Below are 22,108 nucleotides of genomic sequence, written 5' to 3' on the forward strand. Positions count from 1 at the left end.
GTAGATTGTGGCTAACGGCCCACCCGGCCGGCTCCACCGACGCTACATCAGGGGTGCAAAATGGCGGGAAAATTTGAAGTCTACAAGGACAAGTCCGGCGGCTTCCGCTTCCGGCTCAAGGCCGCCAACGGCGAAGTGATCGCTTCCTCGCAAAGCTACAAATCGAAGGCCAGCGCCATGGGCGGGGTCGAATCGGTCAAGAAGAACGCAGCCGGCGACGTCGTCGACCTCACCGAAGAGGCACCCGGCAGCATCTCCGGTGTTGCCGGCTAGGCACAGCTCCGGCCGGCCTTAGTCCTGCTGGTCCAGGCCGAAGATTCTTTTGTAGCTCCGCACCGCGTTGGTCACTGTCGGGAAGAAGTGGTCCGGCCCAAACCGGCTGCTCACGCCAAACCGGATCAGGCGGTCCTTGATGGGACCCTTCATCTCTGCGAAGACCAGGCTGATCCCGCGCTTCGCGAGCTCGTCGTCGAGCGCCACTAGGTCATCCAGCGCGGTGGTGTCCAAGCCGGTGATGGCCTCCGACGCCACGATCACCCACCGAGCCGGAGCCGGCGCGTTGTCCACGAGCGTCCTGATGTGTTCGGTAAAGACGGCGCCGTTGGCAAAGAACAGCGGGGCGTCGAAGCGTGCGATCACGAGTCCGGGAATACGGTGGCCTTCGGGGTGCCGGCCCAGGTCGTGGTAGCCGGGTACGTCTCCCACGCTGCCCAACTCGGTGCGGTAGGGGTCCAGGGCGCGCAGCACAAAAGCGATCAGGGACAGGCCGATCGCGACCACGATGCCTTCGAGCACCCCCACAAAGGCGACGCCCAGGAAAGTCGCGGCCAGCAGGGCGGCCTCGGTCCGGCTCATCCTGAGCAGCCGGCGGAACGTCTTCAGGTCGAGGATCGACGCTGCGGCCACCATCACGACGCCGGCCAGCACACTGGAGGGCAGGAACGCTGTCACCCCGGGCGCCACGATCATGAACAGCGCCACCAGGGCGGCGGCAACGGCTCCGCTCAGGGGGCTCTTGGCACCGGCTGCGAGGGCGATAGGGGTCCGCGAGGCGCTGCCGGAAATCGGAAAGCCGCCAAAGAGGCCGCTGGCCACGTTCGCCACGCCGAGGGCACCCATTTCCTGGTTCCCGTCGACCTGGACTCCGCTCCGCGCGGCGAAGCTTTTCGACAGGACCGACGTGTCGGCGAAGGCGATCAGGGCGATGCCGGCCGCCGGGCCGAGCAAGGCAATGACGTCGTCCAGGCTGATTCCGCCGAGGGCGGGGGACGGCAGGCCGCGGGGTAGGGAACCCACGGTGGGGAGCGCCGTCGTCAGGTCCAGTGCCGCCGTCAGCGCCGTGGCTGCGACGACGGCGATCAGGACGCCGGGGAGCTTCCACGGCAGGAAGCGGCACCCGACGATCACGGCGATGGTGCCGGCGCCGAACAGCAGAGCGAGCGGATTGATGGCGCCCTGGGCCACCGCCTGGGCGGTGCCGGCAGCGGTGCCGACCAGTGAGCCGCCGGTTCCCGTGATGCCGAGCAGCTTGGGCAGCTGGCTCAACATGATGACCAGGGCGATTCCGTTGAGGTAGCCAACTCGGATGGGTTTGGACAGCAGCCCCGTCACGAAACCCAGTTTGAAGACCCTGCCGGCCAGCAGCAGCCCGCCGATCATGATTGCCAGCACGCCGGCCAGGGCCACGGCGTGATCCGGTTCCGTGGCGGCCAGAGGCAGGATGGCGGCCGCGATCATGGGGGCCAGGCTTGAGTCGGGACCTATGATCAGGACCCGGGAGGGTCCCAACACGGCATAGGCAAGCAGGGGGATGATCGAGGCGTAAAGTCCAGTGACGGCCGGAAGCCCGGCTGCCTCGGCATATGCCATGCCGGCCGGAATGAGGAACGCGCTGAGGGCTGCGCCGGCGGCCAGATCGGATTTCAGCCAGGGACGCTCATAGTCCCGCACCATTATGAGGCCCGGCGGGAGTTTCAGTGCCCGAGCGCCTCTCACGGTGGACCCTGGCTACGCGGCAGGGTACGCGGAGCCGTCGGCCAGCGGAGCGTCCTGGCCGTACTCCGCCGAAATGAGGATCGGGAGGTGGTCCGATGCCCCGCGCGGAAGGGTTTCGACACTCTCGATGTTGAGGCCCTGGGACGTTGCGAAGTCAAAGTGGCCCTTGAACACCTTGTACCGCGTGTAGGTCCGCCGGTCGCTGAGCGTCAGGTCGTAGCCGGCGTCCTTCATCTGTTCCGTGAGGTTCTTGGTGAAGAACGGATAGTTGAAGTCGCCCACCATCAGCGACATCAGGCCGCCGCCCATGCTCAGCAGCTCCGCGTGCGCGGCGTGGATCTGGTTCCGCCGCAGCGAGTTCGAAGCCGTCAGCGGGGCCGCGTGGAACGAGGCGATGACGAGGTCGTGGTCCGTCTCGTTGTCGATCACCCGGGTGCCGATAAGCCGCTCGTGGGCGGGGGACAGGACGCGGTCATGCAGTGACTTCTTCAGTGCGAAGGTCTTTGTTTCGAAGGCCCTGAACCGGTCCATCCGATAGTAGATCGCCAGGCCGAGCCGGTTGCCCTTGGTGGCATCGGCAAGGTGCAGATCACCAATGGTGTCCGGCAGGTCGTTGGTGTCGCACTCCTGCAGACACAAGGCATCAATCTCAAAATCGCGGGCCAGATCAACCAGCTCACCGCTGGCATGGTGCTTACGCAGGTTGTAGCTGATGACTCGAATCAGGGGAACACCTCTTCGGTGGATAGTCGCGGACAGTCTGGTTCCGAGTCTACCCAGTCCCGTGAATCGTGTGGGACCGGGGGACCGGGGGCAGGCCTGCACCGCGGCATCAAGGGTTGCCCGGTGGTTGAGCCGGGGCCGCCCCCGCCGGGGCGGCCCCCGCGTGCGTGCTAGCGGCCGCCGGGGCCACGCGCCGCCGTGTACTCGCCGGCGGTCACGGTGCCCTGCTGCTGGCCGCCGTCGAGCGTTCCGTCGCCCAGACCGGCCGTGACGCTGGCCGTCCCGCCGGTGTAGACGGTGTAGTCCTCGCCGGTGGCGATCGCGGCCGAGGAGAACACGAGGGACGCGGTCCGCTTGGCCGTGACGAAGGTGGCCACGACGTTCCCGCCGGAGTCTGCCAGCTGGATGGTGGTCCCGGCCGGAACAGCCGTGCCGAAGCTCAGCTGGACCCCGGACTGCGACGACGTCGTTCCCGGCGTCACCGCCATGCCAGCGCTGCCCGCTGCGGCGACCGTGCCGCCCGTGACTGCCAGTTCGCCGTTGACGTCCAGGGCGCCGTTGCCGTCGTTGCTGGGGCCGTTGACGACGACGGTGCCCCCGGAGATGGTGGCGTTGCCGTTGGAGTCCAGCCCGTCGCCCTGGGAGTTGATGGTCAGGATGCCGCCGCTGATGTCGACGGAATAGTCACCGACGGTTTCCCCGCCTCCCATGCCGCCTCCCATCCCGCCGCCGGGGCCACCTGGGCCGCCGGCCTGGGAGCCGGTCTGGGCGCTCGTGCCGGAACTTCCCCCGGACGCGTTGACGCCGTCGTCGTTGGCGGTGACAGTGACGGTGCCGCCGCTGACGGCGATGTGGGCGGCTTCGAGCCCTTCTTCGGATTTGTCCACGGTGACCGTGCCGCCCGTGACGGTCAGCTGGCTGAAGGCCTTGACGCCGTCGTCCCCGGCCGAGACCGTCAGCGCGCCTCCGCTGACCAGGAGCCAGCCGCGGCCCTCGTCGGTCTCGTTGTCCGACTTCACCCCGTCCCCGCCGGCGGTGACGGAGTAGGCGCCGTCCAGGAGGACGGTGTAGTCCTTGCCCCGGATGCCGTCGTCCGCAGCGTCCACGGTCACGTCGCCGGCGGCCAGCACGAGGCCGTCCTTGGAGACGATCCCGTCGTTGTACCGGCCGTCAACCGTCAAGGAGCCGGCGCCGGCGATGGTCAGGTCAGCCATGGAATAGAGCGCCGCGTTGGGGGAGTCCTCGCCCTGGTCCGCGTAGCCGGCCGCGTCCTGGAGTGCATTTGTGGTGCCGTCCTCGAGGTAGATGATCGCCTCGTTGGCGCTCTCGACCACAAACGGGGAACCTGTGGAACTGCCGAGGTTCACCCCGTCCAGGATGATCCGCACCACGTCTTCCTCGCCGGCCGCGACCACCACCTGGCCGTCGGCCAGGCTGCCGGAGAGGCGGTACGTGCCGGCCGCGCTGATGGTGACCGTGCCGCCGTCGACCTTTACAGCTTCCGACGGCGAGCCGCCCGCCACCGTGCTGGCGCCGTCCGCGAGGGTGACTGCCACTTCCTCGGCGGCTTCCCAGGTGAGGTCGTCGGCGTCGAAGTGGGTGTCCTCGTCCACCGAAGCAACCGTGAGGGCCTGGCCGGTGGACGCGGCGGTGCCAGCGGCCGGGCTGCCCGCCACGGAGCTGCCGCCCGCCGAGGTTCCGGCGACCGAGGTTCCGGACACAGCACAGCCGGTCAGTGAGACGGCGAGCGCCAGCGCGGCGACGGAGAAGTAGCTGCGGAACTTGTTCATGGGAGTGGTCCTATTCTGCGAAAAGACGGGGGAAATGTCTTACGGGAGGGAGAGCTTGGGGATCAGGCGTTCGGTGCAGGGGTGAGGTGGAGGCTTCGCCCCAGGGTGCTGTGCCAACGGTTGGCCGGCAGCTCCGGGCACAGGGCGGCCATGCCGGTGGCGAACTTGGAGATGCGGCTGGGCCTGATGCCGTTCGCCCAGAGATGCCGGTCCAGCGGGCCGGCCGTCGAGCCGGACTTGGTCTCGAGCACCATGGACCTGTCCAGGAGCCAGGGTTTCTGCCCCGGGCGCCGCCAGGTGACCGCCTCGTCCAAGGTGGCCCGGCTGCCGGATGCGGGGAGGAACAGCGTGGTGCGCCGGTAGCGGGTTTCGAGGACAGGGCCCAGCGGTCCGGCCGGGACCGCTCCGACGGCGGCGGTGAGTGTGTCGTTGACGTAGGCGAGTCCCTCGGCGGTGATCCGGCTCCGGTCGGCCAAGCCATACGGAATGCGTTCCTTGACGGTGGCCTCGCGGCCGCCTTCGGTCTTCACCTCCAGGAAGCTGGCGGCGCTGTCGAGGTAGGTCCTGGTGCGGATCTTGAACCGCCGACGCCGGCCCCTGGCCGCCAGCAGGTAGCTGTCCCGTTCGGGTGTATCGAAGTACACGGAGTCGTACTCGAAGGTCCGCAGTCCGTCCATCTCAAGAACGCGGACGCCGGCGTCAAGCGAGGCCAGAAGCTGCCCGGCCCGCAGGATGGGGATGACGTACTTGCGGTCCACCCGGGTCTGCAGTGCCGCCGCGGTGTTCAGCTCCTCCAGCCCCACGGCCGGCAGGTGCCGGAGGCCCGCTGAGATGCCGGCGTTCATGCCGCACCTGCCGTGGCACTGGCCAGCTCCGGCCGGGACAGGGCCCCGTGGGAGTCGGCGCTGCGGGTTTCCGCTGCGGGGGAGAACGTGTGCGCGGCGCCCGCCGGATTGTAGGCATAGCGGACGTCAACGATCGTTTTGTCGTTGACGAGGTCCAGCTCCTGAACGGTGGCCGAGTGGACGGTGCCGTGGAGGACCTCCTCGAGGCGGGCGTACAGGTCGCCGTCGCCGGTGATGGCGCGGTCCAGGATGACTGTCTGGTGCCGGTAGGCCGGCAGCACCCGTGGGTGGTCGCCCACGAACATCACCAGGAGGATCAGGGCCATCAGGGCCAGCGGCAGCCACACGGGCTCGATCCCCAGTCCCGCAATGAGGCCAAGGGCCAGGGCGGAGAAGTAGTAAGCCACCTCGTGCTGGGCCAGCTCGGTGGAGCGGAGCCGGATGATGGACAGGACCCCGAAGAGGCCCAGCCCGAGGCCGAGGCCGGCGGCCGAGCCGGAGAGGGCAACGGCCACGGCCATGACGCCGACATTCATGCCGAGGTAGGAGACGACGAGGTCGCGGCGCCGGTGCCGGCGCAGGTACAGGGCGAACGTCAGGACGGTGATGGCGGCCAGGTCGGCGGCGATGAGAAGAAGGGGTGTCATGGGGTACTCCGGAATCAGTGGGTGGATTGGTCTCTACGATTCCCGGCCAGGCTGTGCGGGGACTGTGGCGGGACCATGGCTGGAATATGAGTCGCGGCTATCGAAAGGCGCGCGCTGGCCGCGGCATCGCCGGGGTAGAGCCGGCATCGGCCGCCGGTTCCCGGGTGAAGAGGAACCTCTGCTGCACGGAGTAGCTGACGGCGAGCAACGCCGCTTCCACCATGAGCTTGGCGGGAAGGGCCGGCACTGCTATCGAATCCAGCGCCGACATCAGCGCGACGTTTGCGGCCAGGAGGGCGATGACCAGGGCGAAATAGCGGGCGCCCGTGCTGGCGGCCGCCCTGTCCCTGCCGTGCCGGAACACCAGACGCCGGTTGACGGCGAAGTTCACCGCCGAGCTGAGGCCCCGCGCCGCGACGACAGCGAAGAGGACCGAGCCGGTGGTGGCGAGGAGTACCAGGAACGCTGCCGTGTCGATGACGAAGGCGGCCAGGGATGACGCCAGGAACTTCAGCAGGGGCGCGTAGATCCGCACCGAGTCGGCGAAGGGCCGGAAGTGCGAACCCGCATTGTGGTCCAGGTAGACGGTGGCGATGCCCACCGTACGGATCAGGCAACCGGCCTGCTTGGCTTCGAGGAGGAGATTGAGTTCATATTCGTAGCGCTCGCCGGGGACGCCCACGAGCCAGGGGAGCATCGCCGCAGGGTAGCCCCGGAGGCCGGTCTGCGTGTCCGGGATGTTTTCCCCGGTTGCCAGCCGGAACAGCCACCGGGTTGCCGTGTTGCCGATCCGGCTCCGGGCCGGGACGCCGCCGCCGAAAGTCCTGCTGCCAAGGATCATGGCGTCTGATCCAGCCGGAAGCCGCCCGGCAACCCGGAGGATGTCCTCCACCCGGTGCTGGCCGTCGCTGTCCGCGCAGACCACGTCCTGGCCCGGGAAGTTGTCCGCGATGAAGGCGAAGCCCGCCTTCAGCGCGTGTCCCTTGCCCCGATTGTCCGGATAGCCAATGACGGTGCACCCCAGCCGGGCGGCGCCGTCGAACACCTGCCGATAGTCCGGCCCGCTGCCGTCATCGACCACCACGATGGTGAGCCGGGGGTCCGCGGCGGCGACGGAACCGATGAGGCGGAGCAGGTGTCCGTCCGGTTCGTAGGCCGGTATCAGGATGATCATGGCTCCGCCTCATTGTCCGATGTAGAGGATGTCGGAGGTGCCGCGTTCCTTGGTCTGGCCCAGCGGGTTGTTGACCAGTCCGCCGTTGAAGTACATGGTGGAGGACCCGCCGCCGTCGAGGTTGTACGCGGTGGTGGCGCCGAGGTCCTGCATGATCCCCGCCAGCCCCGTCATGGTGACGCCCGCGCTGTAGCCGGGGCTCCGGCCGTCGACGACAACGAACACAAGGTGGTTGGTCCCGAGGATCCCGACGGCGGTGCGGGGCTGCTCTCCCTGGATGGAATGGTTGCCGACGTTGGTGTCCACCTCGATGTCCTCGATGCCGTCCACCACGTCGCCGTCCTGCAGCACGGCCGGCCCGAAGGAGAGCGTGTTCCAGACGCCGTCGGCCACGAGCTGCGCGGCCGTGGTGGTGGTCTCGTCGTAGACCTCCGCGGTGCCGTCCCGGTAGAACGCGAGGCCCTGCCGCGCGCCCTCATCGCGGTAGACGACGCCGTTGCGGATGACGATCCCGGTGTCCCGGAAACCGTAGTAGTCGCCGTTGATGGCGAAGACGGCGTTGTGGTCTGCCGCGGTGTCCGAGGTGGTCTCGGTGATGTTTTCGCCGAAGCTGTTGTTGGCAAAGGCAGACTGCAGCACGGTGGCGTCCGTCAGGACGACGTCGGCCACGTAGTACGTGACGGTGCTGTCCCCGCTGCCGGTGGCGACGGAGGAGATGTTGATGGTGGCACCGTCCGAGGTGTACGAGCTGTCCGTGGTTTGCGCTGTTGAATCCGTGGCGGAATCAGCGGTGGACGCGGTGCCGGACGTTACGCCCTGGCTTGCCTCGTAGGCCGCGACGTCGGAGATTTCGACATGTTCGATGACGAAGCGGTCCAGCGCCCAGGCGGTGGCGCCTCCCGCCGAGAGGGTCAGGGCCAGGGTTCCGGCCAGCACGGCGCGCCGCACGCGGCCGCCCGCCTTACGTGGTGGGTTGTTGTCTGAAGTCATGCACCATTTCTAGGCACCGGACCTATACCGGCCATGAGACGGGCTATAGCGGGAGCTGTGAAGCGATAGTGTGTTCTGGGATTACCAGCCACGCGAAAGGGCAGACATTGACGACTGCTGAACTACCGGAGCTTGCCGAGGGCGATTTCTACTACGAGGTTTTGGGGGAGGGGCGCTTCCGCTCCACCCTCCACGCCCAGGGCGCCTGGAACGAGCACGAGCAGCACATGGCGCCGGCGTCCGGCATCATGGCGGACTGCCTGGACCGGCACGAACCGCGGGACGACATGCGGATGGCACGCCTGAGCTACGAGATCCTCGGGCTGATCCCCGGCGGCGAGTTCGAGGTCACCACCACCACACTCCGGCCCGGCCGGACGATCGAGCTGGTGCAGGCCGAGCTGGTAGCCGAGGGGCGGGTCGCCATCCGCGCGACGGCCTGGCGGATGATCATGTCCGACACCACCGCCGTCGCCGCCTTCGAGGACCCGAGGATTCCCGCGCCGGAGGACTGTAAACCATACGACGCCTCGAGCATCTGGCCGGGCGGCTACATCGCGTCCCTGGAGATGCGGATTGCCGAGGGGCACCGCGCCGGGTCAGGGACCGTCTGGCTGCACACCGAACACCCGCTGACGGACAGGAAGGACAGCAGCGACCTGGCCCGGCTGATCGGCCTGGTGGACACCGCCAACGGGATCGCCGCCCGGGTTCCGCCGGGCAAGGGCAGCTACGCCTTCCCGAACCTGGACCTCCAGGTCCACATGTACCGGCGCCCCGAAGGGGAATGGTTGGGCCTGGACAACGAGGTCTCCTTCGGCACGGACGGGATCGGCCTGACCTCGACCGTGCTGCACGACCTCCAGGGCCCGTTTGGCCGCGCCGAGCAGATCCTGACGCTCCGGAAGTCCTGACGCCCGGCCGGCCGCCTTCAGGCCCTCCGGCTAGTGGAAGACCAGCCAGCCGACGACGGTGGCCAGGCCGGTCAGCACGGCGCCCCAGGCGATGTCCGCCACCACGATGACGAGCGGCCAGTTCTTCAGGGTCGCCGCGTTCGTGAGGTCATAGGTGGCATAGGCGAAGGTGCCCAGCGCGGCGCCGTAGCCGAGCGCCGTGAGCCAGCTGCCGCCGTCGAGCGCGGGCTGGAGGGCGAAGAAGACGATGCCTGCGATGTACAGGACGTAGAAGGCGACGGCGTACCCTAGATGGGGCTTGTCCGCCATGAGGTGCCCCAGATGGTTCCGGTAGAACTTGCTCATCGACTTGAGCCAGACGGAATCGATGACGGCGAACGCGGCGGCTACGACGAGGAACTGCAAGATGACCATAAGGGAGCATAACAACATGCCGGAGGCTGCGGTGGCACCACGGACGCTGACGATTTTCCGGCAGGGGGAATCCCTGGGCGCCGCCGCTGACCTGGACCTCGCCCTTGAGCTGCTGCGGAAGGTCAAGACCGGCGAGGTGGGTCCCATGCTCCGGCTCTACCGGCCGGCACCCACCGTGGCGTTCGGGCAGCGGGACACGCACCTGCCGGGCTTCGACGCCGCGGCGCAGGCCTGCCGCGACCTCGGCTTCGAGCCGCTGGTCCGCAAGGCCGGGGGCCGCGCCGCCGCGTACCACCAGGGGACCCTCGTGATCGATCACCTGGAACCGGACACGGACGCGATCGCCGGTGCCAAGGGACGGTTCTCCTTCTTCGGCGAACTGCTGGCCCACGCCCTGCGCAGCGCCGGCGTCGACGCCGCGGTGGGGGAGATCCCCGGCGAGTACTGCCCCGGCGAATTCAGTGTCCACGGCCAGGATCCGGAGTTTCCGCAGCACCAGCTCAAGCTGATCGGCACGGCCCAGCGGGTGGTGGCCGGCGGCTGGCTGTTCAGCTCGGTGATCGTGGTGGAGAATTCGGCCCCGATCCGCGCGGTGCTGGAGGCCAGCTACACGGCCCTGGGCCTGGACTGGGATCCGGCCACGGCGGGCGCCGTCAACGACCTTGTCCCGCACCTGGACGTCGACGCCATCGAGGCGGCCGTGATCGACACGTACTCCCGCTACGCCGCCCTGGACCACGGCGACTTCGGCAGCCTGCTGGGCTGAAGGGTCGCAGGCATGCAGAAGGCCGGGCACCACTGGTGCCCGGCCTTCTCCATGCCCGCGGCCGGATGCCTAGTGTCCCCGGGCAATCCATTCCTCGAGCTGCGGCGCCTCGGCGCCCACCGTCGTCGGGTCGCCGTGACCGGTCCGCACCACCGTGTCCGCCGGGAGCGTCAGCAGCCGGCCCTTGATGGACTCGATGATGGTGGGGAAGTCGCTGAACGACCGGCCGGTGGCGCCCGGGCCGCCCTGGAACAGTGTGTCGCCGGTGAAGACGGTGCCTTCGCTGGCCAGGTAGAAGCTCACGGATCCGGGGGAGTGCCCCGGGGTGTGCAGCGCAACGAGCCGGGCACCGGCGACGTCGAACGTGTCCCCGTCCGCGATCGCGTGGTCCGGTTCGGTGCCCGGGAACACGCGCTCCCACAGCATCCAGTCCTCGCGGTTGAGGTACACCGGGGCGTTGACGCGCCCGCGGAAAGCGCCCACTGCGGCGATGTGGTCATCGTGACCGTGCGTCAGCAGGATCGCGGTGACCTTCCGGCCGGCGACGGCTGCCTCGATGGCGTCGGCGTCGTGCGCCGGGTCGATCACGATGCATTCCGCGTCGTTGCCTACGATCCAGACGTTGTTGTCGACGTCCCAGGTGCCGCCGTCGAGCGAAAAGGTGCCCGAGGTGACCAGCCGGTCGATCCGGAGACTGTCCACGGGGCCGCTCACAGTTCCACCACGGAGCGCAGCACCGAGCCGGAGTGCATCTTGTCGAAGGCTTCCTCGATCTGGTCGATCGTGATCCGCTCCGTGACGAACGCGTCCAGGTCCAGCTTGCCCTGCCGGTACAGGTCGATCAGCATGGGGAAGTCCCGCGAGGGCAGGCAGTCGCCGTACCAGGAGGACTTGAGCGAGCCGCCGCGGCCGAAGACATCCAGCAGCGGCAGGTCCAGGGTCATTTCGGGGCTCGGGACGCCCACCAGGACCACGGTGCCGGCGAGGTCGCGGGCGTAGAAAGCCTGCTTGTACGTTTCGGGGCGGCCGACGGCGTCGATCACCACGTCGGCGCCGAAGCCGCCGGTGAGTTCGCGGATCGCCTCGACCGGGTCGACGGCGGAGGAGTCCACTGTGTGGGTGGCGCCGAGGTCCTTGGCGCGGTCGAGCTTCTTCGGGTCGATGTCGACGGCGATCACCGTGGTGGCGCCTGCGAGCGCGGCGCCGGCGACGGCCGCCACGCCCACGCCGCCGCAGCCGATGACGGCGACGGAATCGCCGCGCTTGACGTTTCCGGTGTTGATGGCGGCGCCGATGCCTGCCATCACGCCGCAGCCGAGCAGGCCGATCGCAGCGGGATCCGCCTCGGGATCAACCTTGGTGCACTGCCCGGCGGCGACGAGGGTCTTCTCGGCGAAGGCGCCGATGCCGAGGGCAGCGGAGAGTTCGGTGCCGTCCTCGAGCGTCATCTTTTGGGTGGCGTTGTGCGTGTTGAAGCAGTACTGCGGCTGGCCCTTGGCGCAGGCGCGGCATTCGCCGCAGACGGCACGCCAGTTGAGCACCACGCGGTCGCCGGGGGCCACCTCGGTGACGTCCGGGCCTACGGCGCTGACGACGCCGGTGGCCTCGTGGCCGAGCAGGAACGGGAAGTCATCGTTGATGGCGCCCTGCTTGTAGTGCAGGTCGGTGTGGCAGACGCCGCACGTGAGGATGTCCACCAGGGCCTCGCCGGGTCCGGGATCCGGGACCAGGATGGTCTCCAGGGTGACGGGGGCTCCCTTGGAGCGGGCTACGACGCCTTTGACTTTATGGACCATGGAAATAGCTCCTCTGCTCAGATCGCGGTTCCCACCGCAAGACTCTTTGTCGCACGGCTTCTGCCGCACACAACTTTGCCGCACAACGAAGTCCGGCGCGGCCCCCTAAGGTGGCCGCGCCGTCGTCGTCATCGGTTCATAAAAGGCCCTTAGGCCGCGAGGCGGCTCTTGACCTCTGCCGCGGAGGGGTTGGTGGCCGCGGTGCCATCCGGGAACAGCACGGTGGGGACGGTGCGGTTGCCACCGTTGAGCTTCTCCACGAGATCTGCGGTGCCTTCAACTTCTTCGATGTTAATCTCGGTGTACCCGATGCCCTGGGCGTCCAGCTGCTTCTTCAGGCGGTTGCAGTAGCCGCACCAAGTGGTCGAAAACATGGTGATGGTGCCGGATTCGGGGGTGAAGTCCACGAAGTTCTCCTTAAAGCTGGTTGACGGCGCGCGGTGGCAGCGCCAGTTGCGACAAAAAGTCGTACGTTACTCCCAATAACCGTAACCCGGGGGCCCCTATTCCCGCACAGTGCGGCGCCGGTGCTACGCGCGGCGCGAAGTCGCCGGAAAGCTGCGAGGTCGCCGGAACGTTCCGGCGATTTCGTGGGCTCAGCCTGGGTCCCCTGTGGCGCGCGGATGACACAGAATGGGTGCGGTGGCATGCTGGTGCCATGTGTGGACGCTACGTGATGGCCCGGGCCGTCGGGGACCTGCTGGCCGAGTTCGACGCCGGACTGGAGGAGGAGGTCGCGATTCCGCCGTCGTGGAATGTGGCCCCGACCGCGGATGTGCCGATCCTGCTGGAACGGCTGGTCGACGGCGAACCGGTCCGGCAGCTGCACATCGCGCGCTGGGGGCTGGTGCCGTCCTGGGCCAAGGACCCGGGGATCGGCTCGAAGATGATCAATGCCCGCAGCGAGAGTGTGCTGGAGAAGCCGGCGTTCCGGAAGGCAACCCGCGCCCGGCGCTGCGCCGTCCCCGCCGACGGCTACTACGAATGGAAAGGCGAGGGCCGCGGCAAACAGCCGTATTACGTGCACCCGAGGGACGGCCACCCGATTGTCTTCGCCGGGCTCTACGAATGGTGGAAGGACCCGTCCAAAGCCGAGGACGACCCTGCGCGCTGGCTGCTCTCGACGTCGATCATGACCACCGATTCGCCGCCGGAGGGCTACGCCGGGGGAATGCTGGCTGAACTCACGGCCCTGCACGACCGGGTGCCGCTGCCGATGGACCGGGAAACGATGCAGTCCTGGCTGGACCCGCAGGCCGACGACGCCGCCGGACTCGTGGACCTGGTCCGGGCCGGCGCACACCATGTCGCGGAGGGCTGGACGATCGACGCCGTCGGCACCGCCGTCGGGAACGTCAGGAACGACTCCCCGGAACTCATCCAGCCGGTGGGAAGCCTGTTCTAGCCGCGCCGGTGCGGCGGTAGTCCGGACGGGTCAGTCTTGGACCCCCAACTTCTTACGGCGCAGGAAAATGTTGCACACATCGCCGGGGCGATAAAACGGAACTTGGGAGAGGGCGGATGGCTAGAGGGCAAAGCGATGGCGAGCTGCAGAGCACACTCCTGCTTCGCAACTCACCGCACACCGGCTCGATTAGCGTGCCGCCGTGTACTCCCAGTCACGTTAGCGACGCCGGCGAACACCTCAATAGGGCCATAGTGCCCTTGGCGAGTGAGCGGCGGCCTTACCCAACCCGAAGAACCAGGCAGGGGATCCCGACCAGAATGTCGTCCCGCTGTGACAGTCGAGGGCGCTGCGGTGGGCTGGTCTGGATTCGGCAGGCCGCGGGATGACGTGGCCGAGGGAACCGGGGAAGTCCACGCGTTGAATCTCCTGCCGGCCTATTGGTCGAGTGGACTGGGCTCTAGCCGCCGTCGCGGATGACGGATCCAAATAGCCGCAGGAGCTCATTTCCGGCCTTCAAAGCAGCTGGCGACTCTGTATCGAGACTGAGGAAGCCATGAACGAGTCCAGCATGAGGTACATGGTGGACCTCCGTTCCGGCGGCAATCAGCCTCCGGGCCAGGGCCTCGCCCTCGTCGCGAAGCGGATCGTGCTCCGCCGTAGCTATGACAGTCGCGGGCAGGCCGCTGAATCTGACGTGCAACGGGCTCAATGACGCGAGTTGTTCGGCGTCCATGTCCGTACCCATTGCCTCAGCGACCACGCCAGGGCTTCTGCGTCCAGCCCCCATCCCAGCCCCTTCTGCTGCACGCTTGGCTGCGACAGCGTCAGATCGGCGTTGGGGCACACCAGCAGGAGCCCGCTGAGACGGACGCCCTCCGTAATCATCCGTTGTGCCGCGAGGAGGGCGATCAGGCCCCCGGCGCTGTCGCCGGCCAGGGCCGGAGAGCCGTCGATTGGTCCAAGGATTGCCGGTGCCATGATTGCCCATTTCAATCCGGCGACGACGTCGTCAATCGCCGCCGGTGCCGGATGCTCGGGCGCTCGCCGATAGTGGACCGCCAGTACCGCGGCGTTGGCTTCCAGGGCCAGCCGACGGCACGTCCGGTCATGGGACTCCAGGTCCCCGAAGATGAACGCCCCGCCATGGACATAGACGATGAGCGGCAGTGGCTGCCCGCCGGGTCGGTAGAAACGCAGATGAACCGGGCTGTCGCCGGGCGTGGCAAGGTCGATTACGTGGGGCAGGCTTGGCCCGGCAGGCCTGGACCGTGCGGCGCGGAGCTTGTTCACGTCCAGGGGCGGGGCGTCTGCTGGTTGTGAGCGGATGCCGGATATCCACCGGGCCAGCCCGTCGTCGGCGAGTGTCTCGTTCACTCGTCGTCAGAGAGTGACATTGCCGCCGCCGTCGACCGCCCAGCTGGGATTGAAGGCGACCTCCCAGCGGTAGCCGTCGGGGTCGGCGAAGTATCCGGTGTAGCCGCCCCAGGGCTGGGTTCTCGGCTCGGCGATGATGGCCGCTCCGGCGGACTCGGCCTCCGCCATCACCCAGTCGACTTCCGCCGCGCTGCCCAGGTTGTGGCTCAGGGTGATGGAGGGAACTCCGGCCGGGGGATCAACGGCCGCTTCGGCCTGCATCTGCCCGGCATCCCAGAGCGAGAGGATGAGGCCGTGATTGGCCTGGATGAACAGGACCTCGCCCCGGACTTCCCGGTGGACGGGCCAGCCCAGGCCATCTACATAGAAACTGCGGGAGGCGTCAACACTGCGGACACCCAGTGAAATTAAATCGACTCGTGGCTGCATCATTCGATACTGTCATGCACATGTCCACAAATCACCAAGACGAAAAAGCTGCCAAGGCCGACCGGGAGCAGCTCGCCGCCGTGCGGGTGGCCGTGGACGAGGTGGACGAGCAGATCGTGTCGCTGATCGGCCGCCGCGAGCGCCTGATCCGGATCGCCGGAACCCTCAAGGCTGACAGCGCCGAGGTGCGGGCTCCGGGGCGCGTGGAGCGGGTTATCGAACACGTCCGCGCCACGGCGGAACAGAAGGACATCGACGTCGACCTCGTTGAGAAGACGTACCGGGCAATGATCGACGCGTTCATCACACTCGAGCTGGAAGTCTACAAAGCCAGCTCCTAGGGCGAGGGCCTACAGGGCCTCCTCCACCGGAACGTTCGCCTGGTAGTCGCGGCCGTCGCAGTCGCTGAAGGCCGTCATGAGGTGCCCCTTGGCCAGGCCCATGATGGTGCTCAGCGGAAAGTGCCCGGTAATGGTATTGCCGGAGTGCTCCACTCCCTTGAGGTCAAAGTTCTCCTCCGTGCCGTCATGACTGAAGCAATAGAAGGACACAGCTTCCCCGTTCATGAACTCGATCCCCATTCGTCGCTGGTGGGAATGATCGGGAGTCGCCGCTACCAGCCCCACCACGTAGGCGCCCTGGCCGGGGATGTTTCCGTCTATATCGAACTTCGCCACCAAGGACGTGTCCTCGGCGGCGATGCTTACCTGCTTCAGAAGTGCGTTATGGGAGCTCATGGATCAATCCTGCTACCTGTGCCTGCGTCCGTCCACCCCTGATCTAGGTTTTCCCCCGGCGCCGTCGTAGACTGGAATTGTTCGAAGATATGTTCGAATAGTCGCTGGCTGTTTGGCCAGATGGTTCTTACAGATGGTGCGGTCCGGGAGGCGCGATGGGCATGTTCAGTGAGGCGGTGGACGTCGTCTGCACACCCTCCGGACAGCCCCTGAAGCTGGACTGGGCGGGCCGGCACTACACCGTCTGCGCCGAACCGGTCCGCTGGTTTGAGCGCCGCCAATGGTGGGCGGAAGAGCAGCGGGCGCCGCTGGGCAGCGGCCCGGGACTCGTGGACCACGAGATCTGGCGGGTTCAAGTGCGCCGGGCAGATTCCCCCGACCCGGAAAGCCTCACCCTTGACCTCACCCGGCATGTCGGCAGCGGACGCTGGCGCCTGCTGAGGATCCATGACGCCCTGCTCCACCGGAAACCCGAATCAGCATGAGCTTCACCCATCTCCATGTCTCCACCGCCTTCAGTGCCCACTACGGGGTCTCCTGGCCGGATGAGCTGGCGGCAGCCGCCGCCGCAGACGGGGCGACGGCGCTCGCCTGCACGGACCGCGACGGCCTCTACGGGACGGTCAAGCACCTGAAGGCCTGTATGGCGGCCGGGCTGGATCCGATCGTCGGAGTGGATCTTGCGGTCTATGACGACGACGGCGACCTCCGCACCCAGGTGGGGGGACGCGTCGTCGTGCTGGCCCACGGGCATAACGACGGCGCCGGCTACCGTGCGCTGTGCCGGCTGATCTCCGATGCCCATGCCCGCACCACGGGAAAGGCCGGGGGAGCGGTACCCGTCGCCGTGACCCGGGCCGAGCTGGCCTCCCGCACCTTGCACCCGGAAACGCTCAAGCCGGTGCTGACCGTGCTGATCGGACCGGACTCCGACGTCGGACGTGCCATGGGAGGGAGGCGCTACCTGCGCCCCCGCACCCTGTTCAAACGCTGGCTCGACGCCATGCCGGCCGGAACCATTGCCGCCGAGGTGGTCAGCCAGCTCAGCCCGCCCGGGGAACCGCTCAGCACCGCCCACGCGGTACGGATGCTCAAGCTCGCTGCCGAACACGGGGTACCCGCTGTGCTGAGCAACGCCGTGCGGTACGTCGCCGAGGACGGGGCGGCCACCGCGGATGTGCTGGACTCCGCCCGCACCCTGAAATCGCTGCCCGAACTTTCCGCCGCCCCGCTGCTGCAGCCCAACGGGCAGGGCTGGCTCAAATCCGCGGACCGGATGCTCCAGCTCGGCAAGGAGATCATGCACGCCGCCGGATACGGTGCGGCCGACCTCAAGAGCCTGATGGCGCAGACGGAGGCGCTCGCGGACCGTTGCCGGATGGATCCGGTGACGGACATGGGGTGGAAACAGCCGGTGGTGCCGGAAGCCTCGGTGATCGGGATCGCCGGGGACGCCCTCGTTGAGCTCACCCAGCGGTGCGAAGCAGGCATCAGCAGGCGTTTTCCCGGGATCACCGGCCAGCCCGCCGGGGAGCTGCGCTCGCGGCTGGAACACGAGCTGCGGATCATCGACAGCCTCGGCTTCGCCGCGTACTTCCTGACCGTGGCCGAAGTCTCCCGGATGATCCTGGACATGGGAGTCCGGGCGGCCGCCCGCGGCTCGGGGGCATCCAGCCTGGTCAACTACCTGATCGACGTCAGCCAGGTGAACCCGCTGCAGCACGACCTGATCTTCGAACGCTTCCTCTCCCGGGACCGCGCCACCCTGCCGGACATCGACATCGACGTCGAAAGCGCCGAACGGCACAACGTGTACCGGAAGATTTTTGAGCGCTTCGGCTCCGAGCGCGTCACCTTGATGAGCATGCAGAACGGCTACCGCGCCCGCGGTGCCGTGCGCGACGCCGGCCTGGCCCTGGGCATGGAGGAGGGCGAGATCGGGGACATCGCCAAGCAGCTGTGGCGTTTCTCGGCCCGGAACTTCCGCGAAGCCCTCGAGGAGATGCCCGAGCTGAAGGAATTCGCCGGCCGGGTGGGGCAACGCGACTTCAGCGGAAACCAGCAGCTGGACCTGCTGGTGGACCTCACTGAACGGCTGGACCGGCTGCCGCGGCATATCTCCATGCACCCCTGCGGGGTCATCCTGGGGGACGCCACCCTGCTGGACCGCACGCCCGTGCAGCCCAGCGGGCTGGGCCTGCCCATGAGCCAGTTTGACAAGCACGACATGGACCCGATGGGCATGCTCAAACTCGATGTCCTGGGCGTCCGGATGCAAAGCGCCATGGCCTTCGCCGTCCGTGAAGTGATCCGCCTGCATCCCTCCAAAGCCGAAGTGGTGGCAGCGGGCGCCCACCCTGCGGGACCAGGCGGGACAGGTCCGGACTACATCGCCGAGGACGGCACGATCGACCTCAACGCCGTGCCGCTCGACGACGAACCCACCTACGAGCTGATCCGCAGCACCCACACCCTGGGCTGTTTCCAGATCGAATCCCCGGGCCAGCGGGAGCTGATCGGCAAGCTCGCCCCCCGGGAGTTCAACGACCTCATTATCGACATCTCCCTGTTCCGGCCGGGCCCGATGAAATCGGACATGGTCCGGCCCTTCCTGGAGCACCGGCACGGCTTCGCCCCCGAGGTCTACCCGCACCCGGACCTCAAGGCGGTCCTCCAGGAAACACACGGCGTCACCGTGTTCCATGAGCAGATCCTGAAGACCTTCGACGTCATGACCGAATGCGGGCTGGCGCGTGCGGACGAATTCCGGCGCGCCCTCGGCAACGAGGTCCTGGAATACAGGGTGGAGGAGTTCTTCCGGAAGGAGGCCCGTGCCCGGGGGTACAGCCCCGAGGTGGTGGACAAGGTCTGGGGCACCCTCAAGGCCTTCGGCAGCTTCGGGTTCTGCAAAGCCCACGGCGCCGCCTTTGCCGTGCCCACCTACCAGTCGGCCTGGCTCAAGACCCACCACCCGGAGGCGTTCCTCGCCGGGCTGTGGGAACACGATCCGGGCATGTACCCCAAGCGGCTCCTGGTGGCAGAGGCGCGGCGGCTGGGAATCCCCATCCTGCCCCTGGACATCAACCGCAGCCAGGCCGAGTACAGGGTTGAGCGGGTGGCCGCCGGCCCGGACCGCGGCAAGCTGGGCATCAGGCTGAGCCTGAACGGCATCTACGGGCTCTCGGGAACCGAGCTGAAGCGGATTGTGGCAGGTCAGCCCTACGACTCTCTCGCGGACCTGCGGGCCCGGTCCCGGCTGAGCAAACCCAGCATCCAGCGGCTGGCCCAGCTGGGCGCCTTCGATTCCCTCCACCGTGCCTCCGGCGGGACCGCCAACCGCGCCGACCTGGTCCAGCACTTGCAGACCCTGCAAAGCCGGCCACACCGGAAGGGAGTGGACGTGATCGAAGGGCAGCTCTCCCTGCCGCTGGGCGACGTCGAGCTGAAAAACCTCAAGGCCGTGCTGCCCGCCCCCACCCTGGTGGATACCGTCCGGGCCGAGCTGGACCTGATGGCCGTGGACGTCAGCGACCACCTGATGGCCAGCCACCGGCCGCTCCTGGACCGCCTCGGCGTCACCACCGCAGACAAGCTGCTGGGGCTGCGCAACGGAACCGAGGTGCTGGTCGCCGGAGTCCGCGTCGCCACGCAGACCCCTCCCATGCGGGGCGGCCGCCGGGTGGTGTTCATCAGCATCGACGACGGCACGGGCTGCGTGGACTCGGTCTTCTTCCATGAGGCCCAGGAGCTGGCAGGTCCACTCTTGTTCGGCACCCGGCTGCTGCTGATCCGGGGAACCACCCGGCGGACCGGGCCGCGGGGCATCAGCATCAGCGCCAGCATGGCATGGGACCTGAGCCGCACCGAGACCCTGCCCTTCCCGGTCCCAGCCTCCGGAATCCCGGACACCCGGGAACCCGAGCCGCCGGGACCCCTTGACGGCATCACCCGCCACCTCGCAATTACCGGGCTGGGAGGCTGAGTGGCGCGTTGGTTGGCCTCTTCAGAAACCGATAGCATGGACGAGGCTGGCTGTGGTCCCCGTACGCCACAAGCTACGAAGCCTTAACTTTGAATAGGAGACACCCGTGTCAGATGCCCAGCAGATCACCCTTCTCGTCGATGGCGAAGAGACCAAGGTGACTACCGGGACCACCGGCGCGGAACTCTTTTTTGAGCGCCGCGACGTCGTAGTGGCCCGCGTCAACGGCGAGCTCAAGGACCTGGACCAGCCGCTGCCCGAGGACGCCACGGTCGAGGCCGTCACCATCGATTCCCCGGACGGCCTCAACGTCCTGCGCCACTCCACGGCCCACGTCATGGCCCAGGCCGTGCAGCAGCTGCGCCCCGACGCCAAGCTTGGCATCGGGCCGTACATCACCGACGGCTTCTACTTCGACTTCGACGTCGAGGAGCCGTTCACGCCGGAAGACCTGAAGACCCTGGAAAAGATGATGCTCAAGATCATCAACCAGAACCAGAAGTTCGTCCGCCGCGTGGTGTCCGAGGACGAGGCCCGCGAGGCCATGAAAAACGAGCCCTACAAGCTCGAACTGCTCGGCAAGAAGAACGAGGCCGCCGACGCCGGTGAAGGCGTCAACGTAGAGGTCGGCGCCGGCGACATCACCATCTACGACAACGTGGACCGCAAGAGCGGGGACAGCGTCTGGTGCGACCTGTGCCGCGGCCCCCACCTGCCCAACACCAAACTCATCTCCAACGCCTTCGCCCTGACCAGGTCCTCGGCAGCGTACTGGCTGGGCAACCAGAACAACCAGCAGCTGCAGCGCATCTACGGCACCGCCTGGCCCACCAAGGACGCCCTCAAGGCCTACCAGGAGCGCATCGCCGAAGCCGAACGCCGCGACCACCGCAAACTCGGTGCGGAGCTGGACCTGTTCTCCTTCCCGGACGAGCTGGGCTCCGGCCTTCCGGTGTTCCACCCCAAGGGCGGCATCATCCGCAAGGCCATGGAGGACTACTCCCGCCAGCGCCACGTCGATGCCGGCTACGACTTCGTCTACACCCCGCACATCACCAAGGGCCACCTCTACGAGGTCTCCGGCCACCTGGACTGGTACAAGGAAGGCATGTTCCCGGCGATGCACATCGACGCGGAACTGAACGAGGACGGCACCGTGCGCAAGCCCGGCCAGGACTACTACCTGAAGCCGATGAACTGCCCCATGCACAACCTCATCTTCCGTTCCCGCGGCCGGTCCTACCGCGAACTGCCCCTGCGGCTGTTCGAATTCGGCTCCGTCTACCGCTATGAGAAGTCCGGCGTCGTGCACGGCCTCACCCGGGTGCGCGGCATGACCCAGGACGACGCCCACATCTACTGCACCCGCGAGCAGATGAAGGACGAGCTCACCGGCACCCTGAACTTCGTGCTGGGGCTGCTCAAGGACTACGGCCTGGACGACTTCTACCTGGAGCTCTCCACCAAGAACGAGGACAAGTTCGTGGGCGACGACGCCGCCTGGGACGAGGCCACCCGCACCCTCGCCGAAGTGGCCGAAGCCTCGGGCCTGGAGCTCATCCCGGATCCGGGCGGAGCCGCGTTCTACGGCCCCAAGATCTCCGTCCAGGCCAAGGACGCCCTGGGCCGCACCTGGCAGATGTCCACCATCCAGCTCGACTTCAACCTGCCCGAGCGCTTCGAGCTCGAGTTCCAGGCCGCAGACGGCACCCGCCAGCGACCGGTGATGATCCATCGCGCCCTGTTCGGTTCCGTGGAACGCTTCATGGGCGTGCTGACCGAGCACTACGCCGGTGCCTTCCCGGCCTGGCTGGCCCCCGTGCAGGTGGTCGGCATCCCGGTGGCCGAGGCGTTCAACGACTACATGTTCGACGTCGTGGACCAGCTCAAGGCCGCGGGCATCCGCGCCGAGGTGGACATCTCCTCGGATCGTTTCCCGAAGAAGATCCGCACCGCCAGCAAGGACAAGATCCCGTTCGTACTGATCGCCGGGGGCGACGACGCCGACGCCGGCGCCGTTTCCTTCCGCTTCCGTGACGGCAGCCAGGACAACGGCGTGCCGGTGGCCGAGGCCGTCCAGCGGATCGTCGACGCCGTCCGCAACCGGACCAGCTAGCGGGGGAG

At 67.6% G+C, this 22,108-nt stretch carries 23 protein-coding genes; 8 read left to right on the top strand and 15 right to left on the bottom strand.

Annotation, left to right across the window (positions count from 1 at the left end):
- The first annotated feature begins 60 nt into the window (after positions 1–60).
- A complete protein-coding gene (locus AC1DF4_RS07175) occupies positions 61–273 on the top strand; it encodes a YegP family protein (protein ID WP_476912241.1) in 213 nt (70 codons plus the stop codon).
- Positions 274–291: 18 nt separating this feature from the next.
- On the opposite strand, the gene AC1DF4_RS07180 is transcribed toward AC1DF4_RS07175, so the two are convergent.
- The 7 genes from AC1DF4_RS07180 to AC1DF4_RS07210 all read right to left on the bottom strand — a co-directional run bounded on the left by AC1DF4_RS07180 (position 292) and on the right by AC1DF4_RS07210 (position 8,164).
- Positions 292–1,995 (bottom strand): SulP family inorganic anion transporter, encoded by a 1,704-nt coding sequence (locus tag AC1DF4_RS07180; protein WP_476912242.1) that lies wholly within the window; start codon positions 1,993–1,995, stop codon positions 292–294.
- Positions 1,996–2,007: 12 nt separating this feature from the next.
- The gene (locus AC1DF4_RS07185) at positions 2,008–2,718 is read right to left on the bottom strand and encodes an endonuclease/exonuclease/phosphatase family protein (RefSeq protein WP_476912518.1); all 711 of its coding nucleotides are present in this window, start codon (positions 2,716–2,718) and stop codon (positions 2,008–2,010) included.
- Positions 2,719–2,888: 170 nt separating this feature from the next.
- Positions 2,889–4,508 (bottom strand): carbohydrate-binding domain-containing protein, encoded by a 1,620-nt coding sequence (locus tag AC1DF4_RS07190; RefSeq protein WP_476912243.1) that lies wholly within the window; start codon positions 4,506–4,508, stop codon positions 2,889–2,891.
- A 62-nt stretch (positions 4,509–4,570) separates the two neighbouring features.
- Entirely contained in the window at positions 4,571–5,353 is a 783-nt protein-coding gene (locus tag AC1DF4_RS07195) for a polyphosphate polymerase domain-containing protein (RefSeq protein ID WP_476912244.1), read from the bottom strand.
- Positions 5,350–6,000: a DUF4956 domain-containing protein gene (locus AC1DF4_RS07200; RefSeq protein WP_476912245.1), complete on the bottom strand. Its 651-nt coding sequence runs from the start codon at positions 5,998–6,000 to the stop codon at positions 5,350–5,352. The genes AC1DF4_RS07195 and AC1DF4_RS07200 overlap by 4 nt, the downstream gene beginning before the upstream one ends.
- Positions 6,001–6,097: 97 nt before the next feature.
- On the bottom strand, positions 6,098–7,174 hold the full coding sequence (locus AC1DF4_RS07205) for a GtrA family protein (RefSeq protein ID WP_476912246.1): 1,077 nt from the start codon (positions 7,172–7,174) through the stop codon (positions 6,098–6,100).
- Between the two features lie 9 nt (positions 7,175–7,183).
- Positions 7,184–8,164 carry a phosphodiester glycosidase family protein gene (locus AC1DF4_RS07210; RefSeq protein ID WP_476912247.1) on the bottom strand — a complete coding sequence of 327 codons (981 nt, stop codon included), beginning with the start codon at positions 8,162–8,164 and terminating at the stop codon, positions 7,184–7,186.
- 107 nt (positions 8,165–8,271) lie between these two features.
- Between AC1DF4_RS07210 and AC1DF4_RS07215 the strand changes: the two genes are divergently transcribed.
- Complete coding sequence (locus AC1DF4_RS07215; protein WP_476912248.1) at positions 8,272–9,078, top strand: thioesterase family protein; 807 nt, start codon at positions 8,272–8,274, stop codon at positions 9,076–9,078.
- A gap of 30 nt (positions 9,079–9,108) precedes the next feature.
- On the opposite strand, the gene AC1DF4_RS07220 is transcribed toward AC1DF4_RS07215, so the two are convergent.
- Complete coding sequence (locus AC1DF4_RS07220; protein ID WP_476912249.1) at positions 9,109–9,492, bottom strand: DUF2177 family protein; 384 nt, start codon at positions 9,490–9,492, stop codon at positions 9,109–9,111.
- Between the two features lie 16 nt (positions 9,493–9,508).
- Between AC1DF4_RS07220 and AC1DF4_RS07225 the strand changes: the two genes are divergently transcribed.
- The gene (locus tag AC1DF4_RS07225; protein WP_476912519.1) at positions 9,509–10,258 is read left to right on the top strand and encodes a lipoate--protein ligase family protein; all 750 of its coding nucleotides are present in this window, start codon (positions 9,509–9,511) and stop codon (positions 10,256–10,258) included.
- A gap of 69 nt (positions 10,259–10,327) precedes the next feature.
- Here the strand turns inward: AC1DF4_RS07225 and AC1DF4_RS07230 are convergent, their stop codons facing one another.
- The 3 genes from AC1DF4_RS07230 to AC1DF4_RS07240 form a co-directional block, all read right to left on the bottom strand.
- The gene (locus tag AC1DF4_RS07230) at positions 10,328–10,972 is read right to left on the bottom strand and encodes an MBL fold metallo-hydrolase (RefSeq protein ID WP_476912250.1); all 645 of its coding nucleotides are present in this window, start codon (positions 10,970–10,972) and stop codon (positions 10,328–10,330) included.
- On the bottom strand, positions 10,969–12,054 hold the full coding sequence (locus AC1DF4_RS07235) for an S-(hydroxymethyl)mycothiol dehydrogenase (RefSeq protein ID WP_476912251.1): 1,086 nt from the start codon (positions 12,052–12,054) through the stop codon (positions 10,969–10,971). The genes AC1DF4_RS07230 and AC1DF4_RS07235 overlap by 4 nt, the downstream gene beginning before the upstream one ends.
- 149 nt (positions 12,055–12,203) lie before the next feature.
- On the bottom strand, positions 12,204–12,461 hold the full coding sequence (locus AC1DF4_RS07240; RefSeq protein WP_024367105.1) for a mycoredoxin: 258 nt from the start codon (positions 12,459–12,461) through the stop codon (positions 12,204–12,206).
- A 251-nt stretch (positions 12,462–12,712) separates the two neighbouring features.
- Between AC1DF4_RS07240 and AC1DF4_RS07245 the strand changes: the two genes are divergently transcribed.
- The gene (locus AC1DF4_RS07245; RefSeq protein WP_476912252.1) at positions 12,713–13,459 is read left to right on the top strand and encodes an SOS response-associated peptidase; all 747 of its coding nucleotides are present in this window, start codon (positions 12,713–12,715) and stop codon (positions 13,457–13,459) included.
- A 460-nt stretch (positions 13,460–13,919) separates the two neighbouring features.
- Here the strand turns inward: AC1DF4_RS07245 and AC1DF4_RS07250 are convergent, their stop codons facing one another.
- The 3 genes from AC1DF4_RS07250 to AC1DF4_RS07260 are packed head-to-tail and all read right to left on the bottom strand — an operon-like array spanning position 13,920 to position 15,265.
- On the bottom strand, positions 13,920–14,195 hold the full coding sequence (locus tag AC1DF4_RS07250; RefSeq protein WP_476912253.1) for an alpha/beta hydrolase: 276 nt from the start codon (positions 14,193–14,195) through the stop codon (positions 13,920–13,922).
- Entirely contained in the window at positions 14,168–14,836 is a 669-nt protein-coding gene (locus AC1DF4_RS07255; protein ID WP_476912254.1) for an alpha/beta hydrolase fold domain-containing protein, read from the bottom strand. The genes AC1DF4_RS07250 and AC1DF4_RS07255 overlap by 28 nt, the downstream gene beginning before the upstream one ends.
- Before the next feature lie 6 nt (positions 14,837–14,842).
- The gene (locus tag AC1DF4_RS07260; RefSeq protein ID WP_476912520.1) at positions 14,843–15,265 is read right to left on the bottom strand and encodes a VOC family protein; all 423 of its coding nucleotides are present in this window, start codon (positions 15,263–15,265) and stop codon (positions 14,843–14,845) included.
- A 14-nt stretch (positions 15,266–15,279) separates the two neighbouring features.
- Between AC1DF4_RS07260 and AC1DF4_RS07265 the strand changes: the two genes are divergently transcribed.
- Positions 15,280–15,606, top strand: a complete 327-nt coding sequence (locus AC1DF4_RS07265) for a chorismate mutase (RefSeq protein ID WP_224049751.1) — start codon at positions 15,280–15,282, stop codon at positions 15,604–15,606.
- A 9-nt stretch (positions 15,607–15,615) separates the two neighbouring features.
- Here AC1DF4_RS07265 and AC1DF4_RS07270 read toward each other — a convergent pair whose 3' ends face one another.
- Positions 15,616–16,002 carry a hypothetical protein gene (locus tag AC1DF4_RS07270; RefSeq protein WP_476912255.1) on the bottom strand — a complete coding sequence of 129 codons (387 nt, stop codon included), beginning with the start codon at positions 16,000–16,002 and terminating at the stop codon, positions 15,616–15,618.
- 155 nt (positions 16,003–16,157) lie between these two features.
- Here AC1DF4_RS07270 and AC1DF4_RS07275 point away from each other — a divergent pair, with 155 nt between their 5' ends.
- The 3 genes from AC1DF4_RS07275 (at position 16,158) to thrS (ending at position 22,100) form a co-directional block, all read left to right on the top strand.
- Complete coding sequence (locus tag AC1DF4_RS07275; RefSeq protein WP_476912256.1) at positions 16,158–16,487, top strand: DUF6504 family protein; 330 nt, start codon at positions 16,158–16,160, stop codon at positions 16,485–16,487.
- A complete protein-coding gene (locus AC1DF4_RS07280) occupies positions 16,484–19,984 on the top strand; it encodes a DNA polymerase III subunit alpha (protein WP_476912257.1) in 3,501 nt (1,166 codons plus the stop codon). Before AC1DF4_RS07275 ends, AC1DF4_RS07280 begins: the two co-directional genes overlap by 4 nt.
- 106 nt (positions 19,985–20,090) lie before the next feature.
- On the top strand, positions 20,091–22,100 hold the full coding sequence (gene thrS / locus AC1DF4_RS07285) for a threonine--tRNA ligase (protein WP_476912258.1): 2,010 nt from the start codon (positions 20,091–20,093) through the stop codon (positions 22,098–22,100).
- The last annotated feature ends 8 nt before the right edge of the window (positions 22,101–22,108 follow it).

The sequence above is a fragment of the Arthrobacter sp. 05N429 genome (assembly GCF_056397045.1).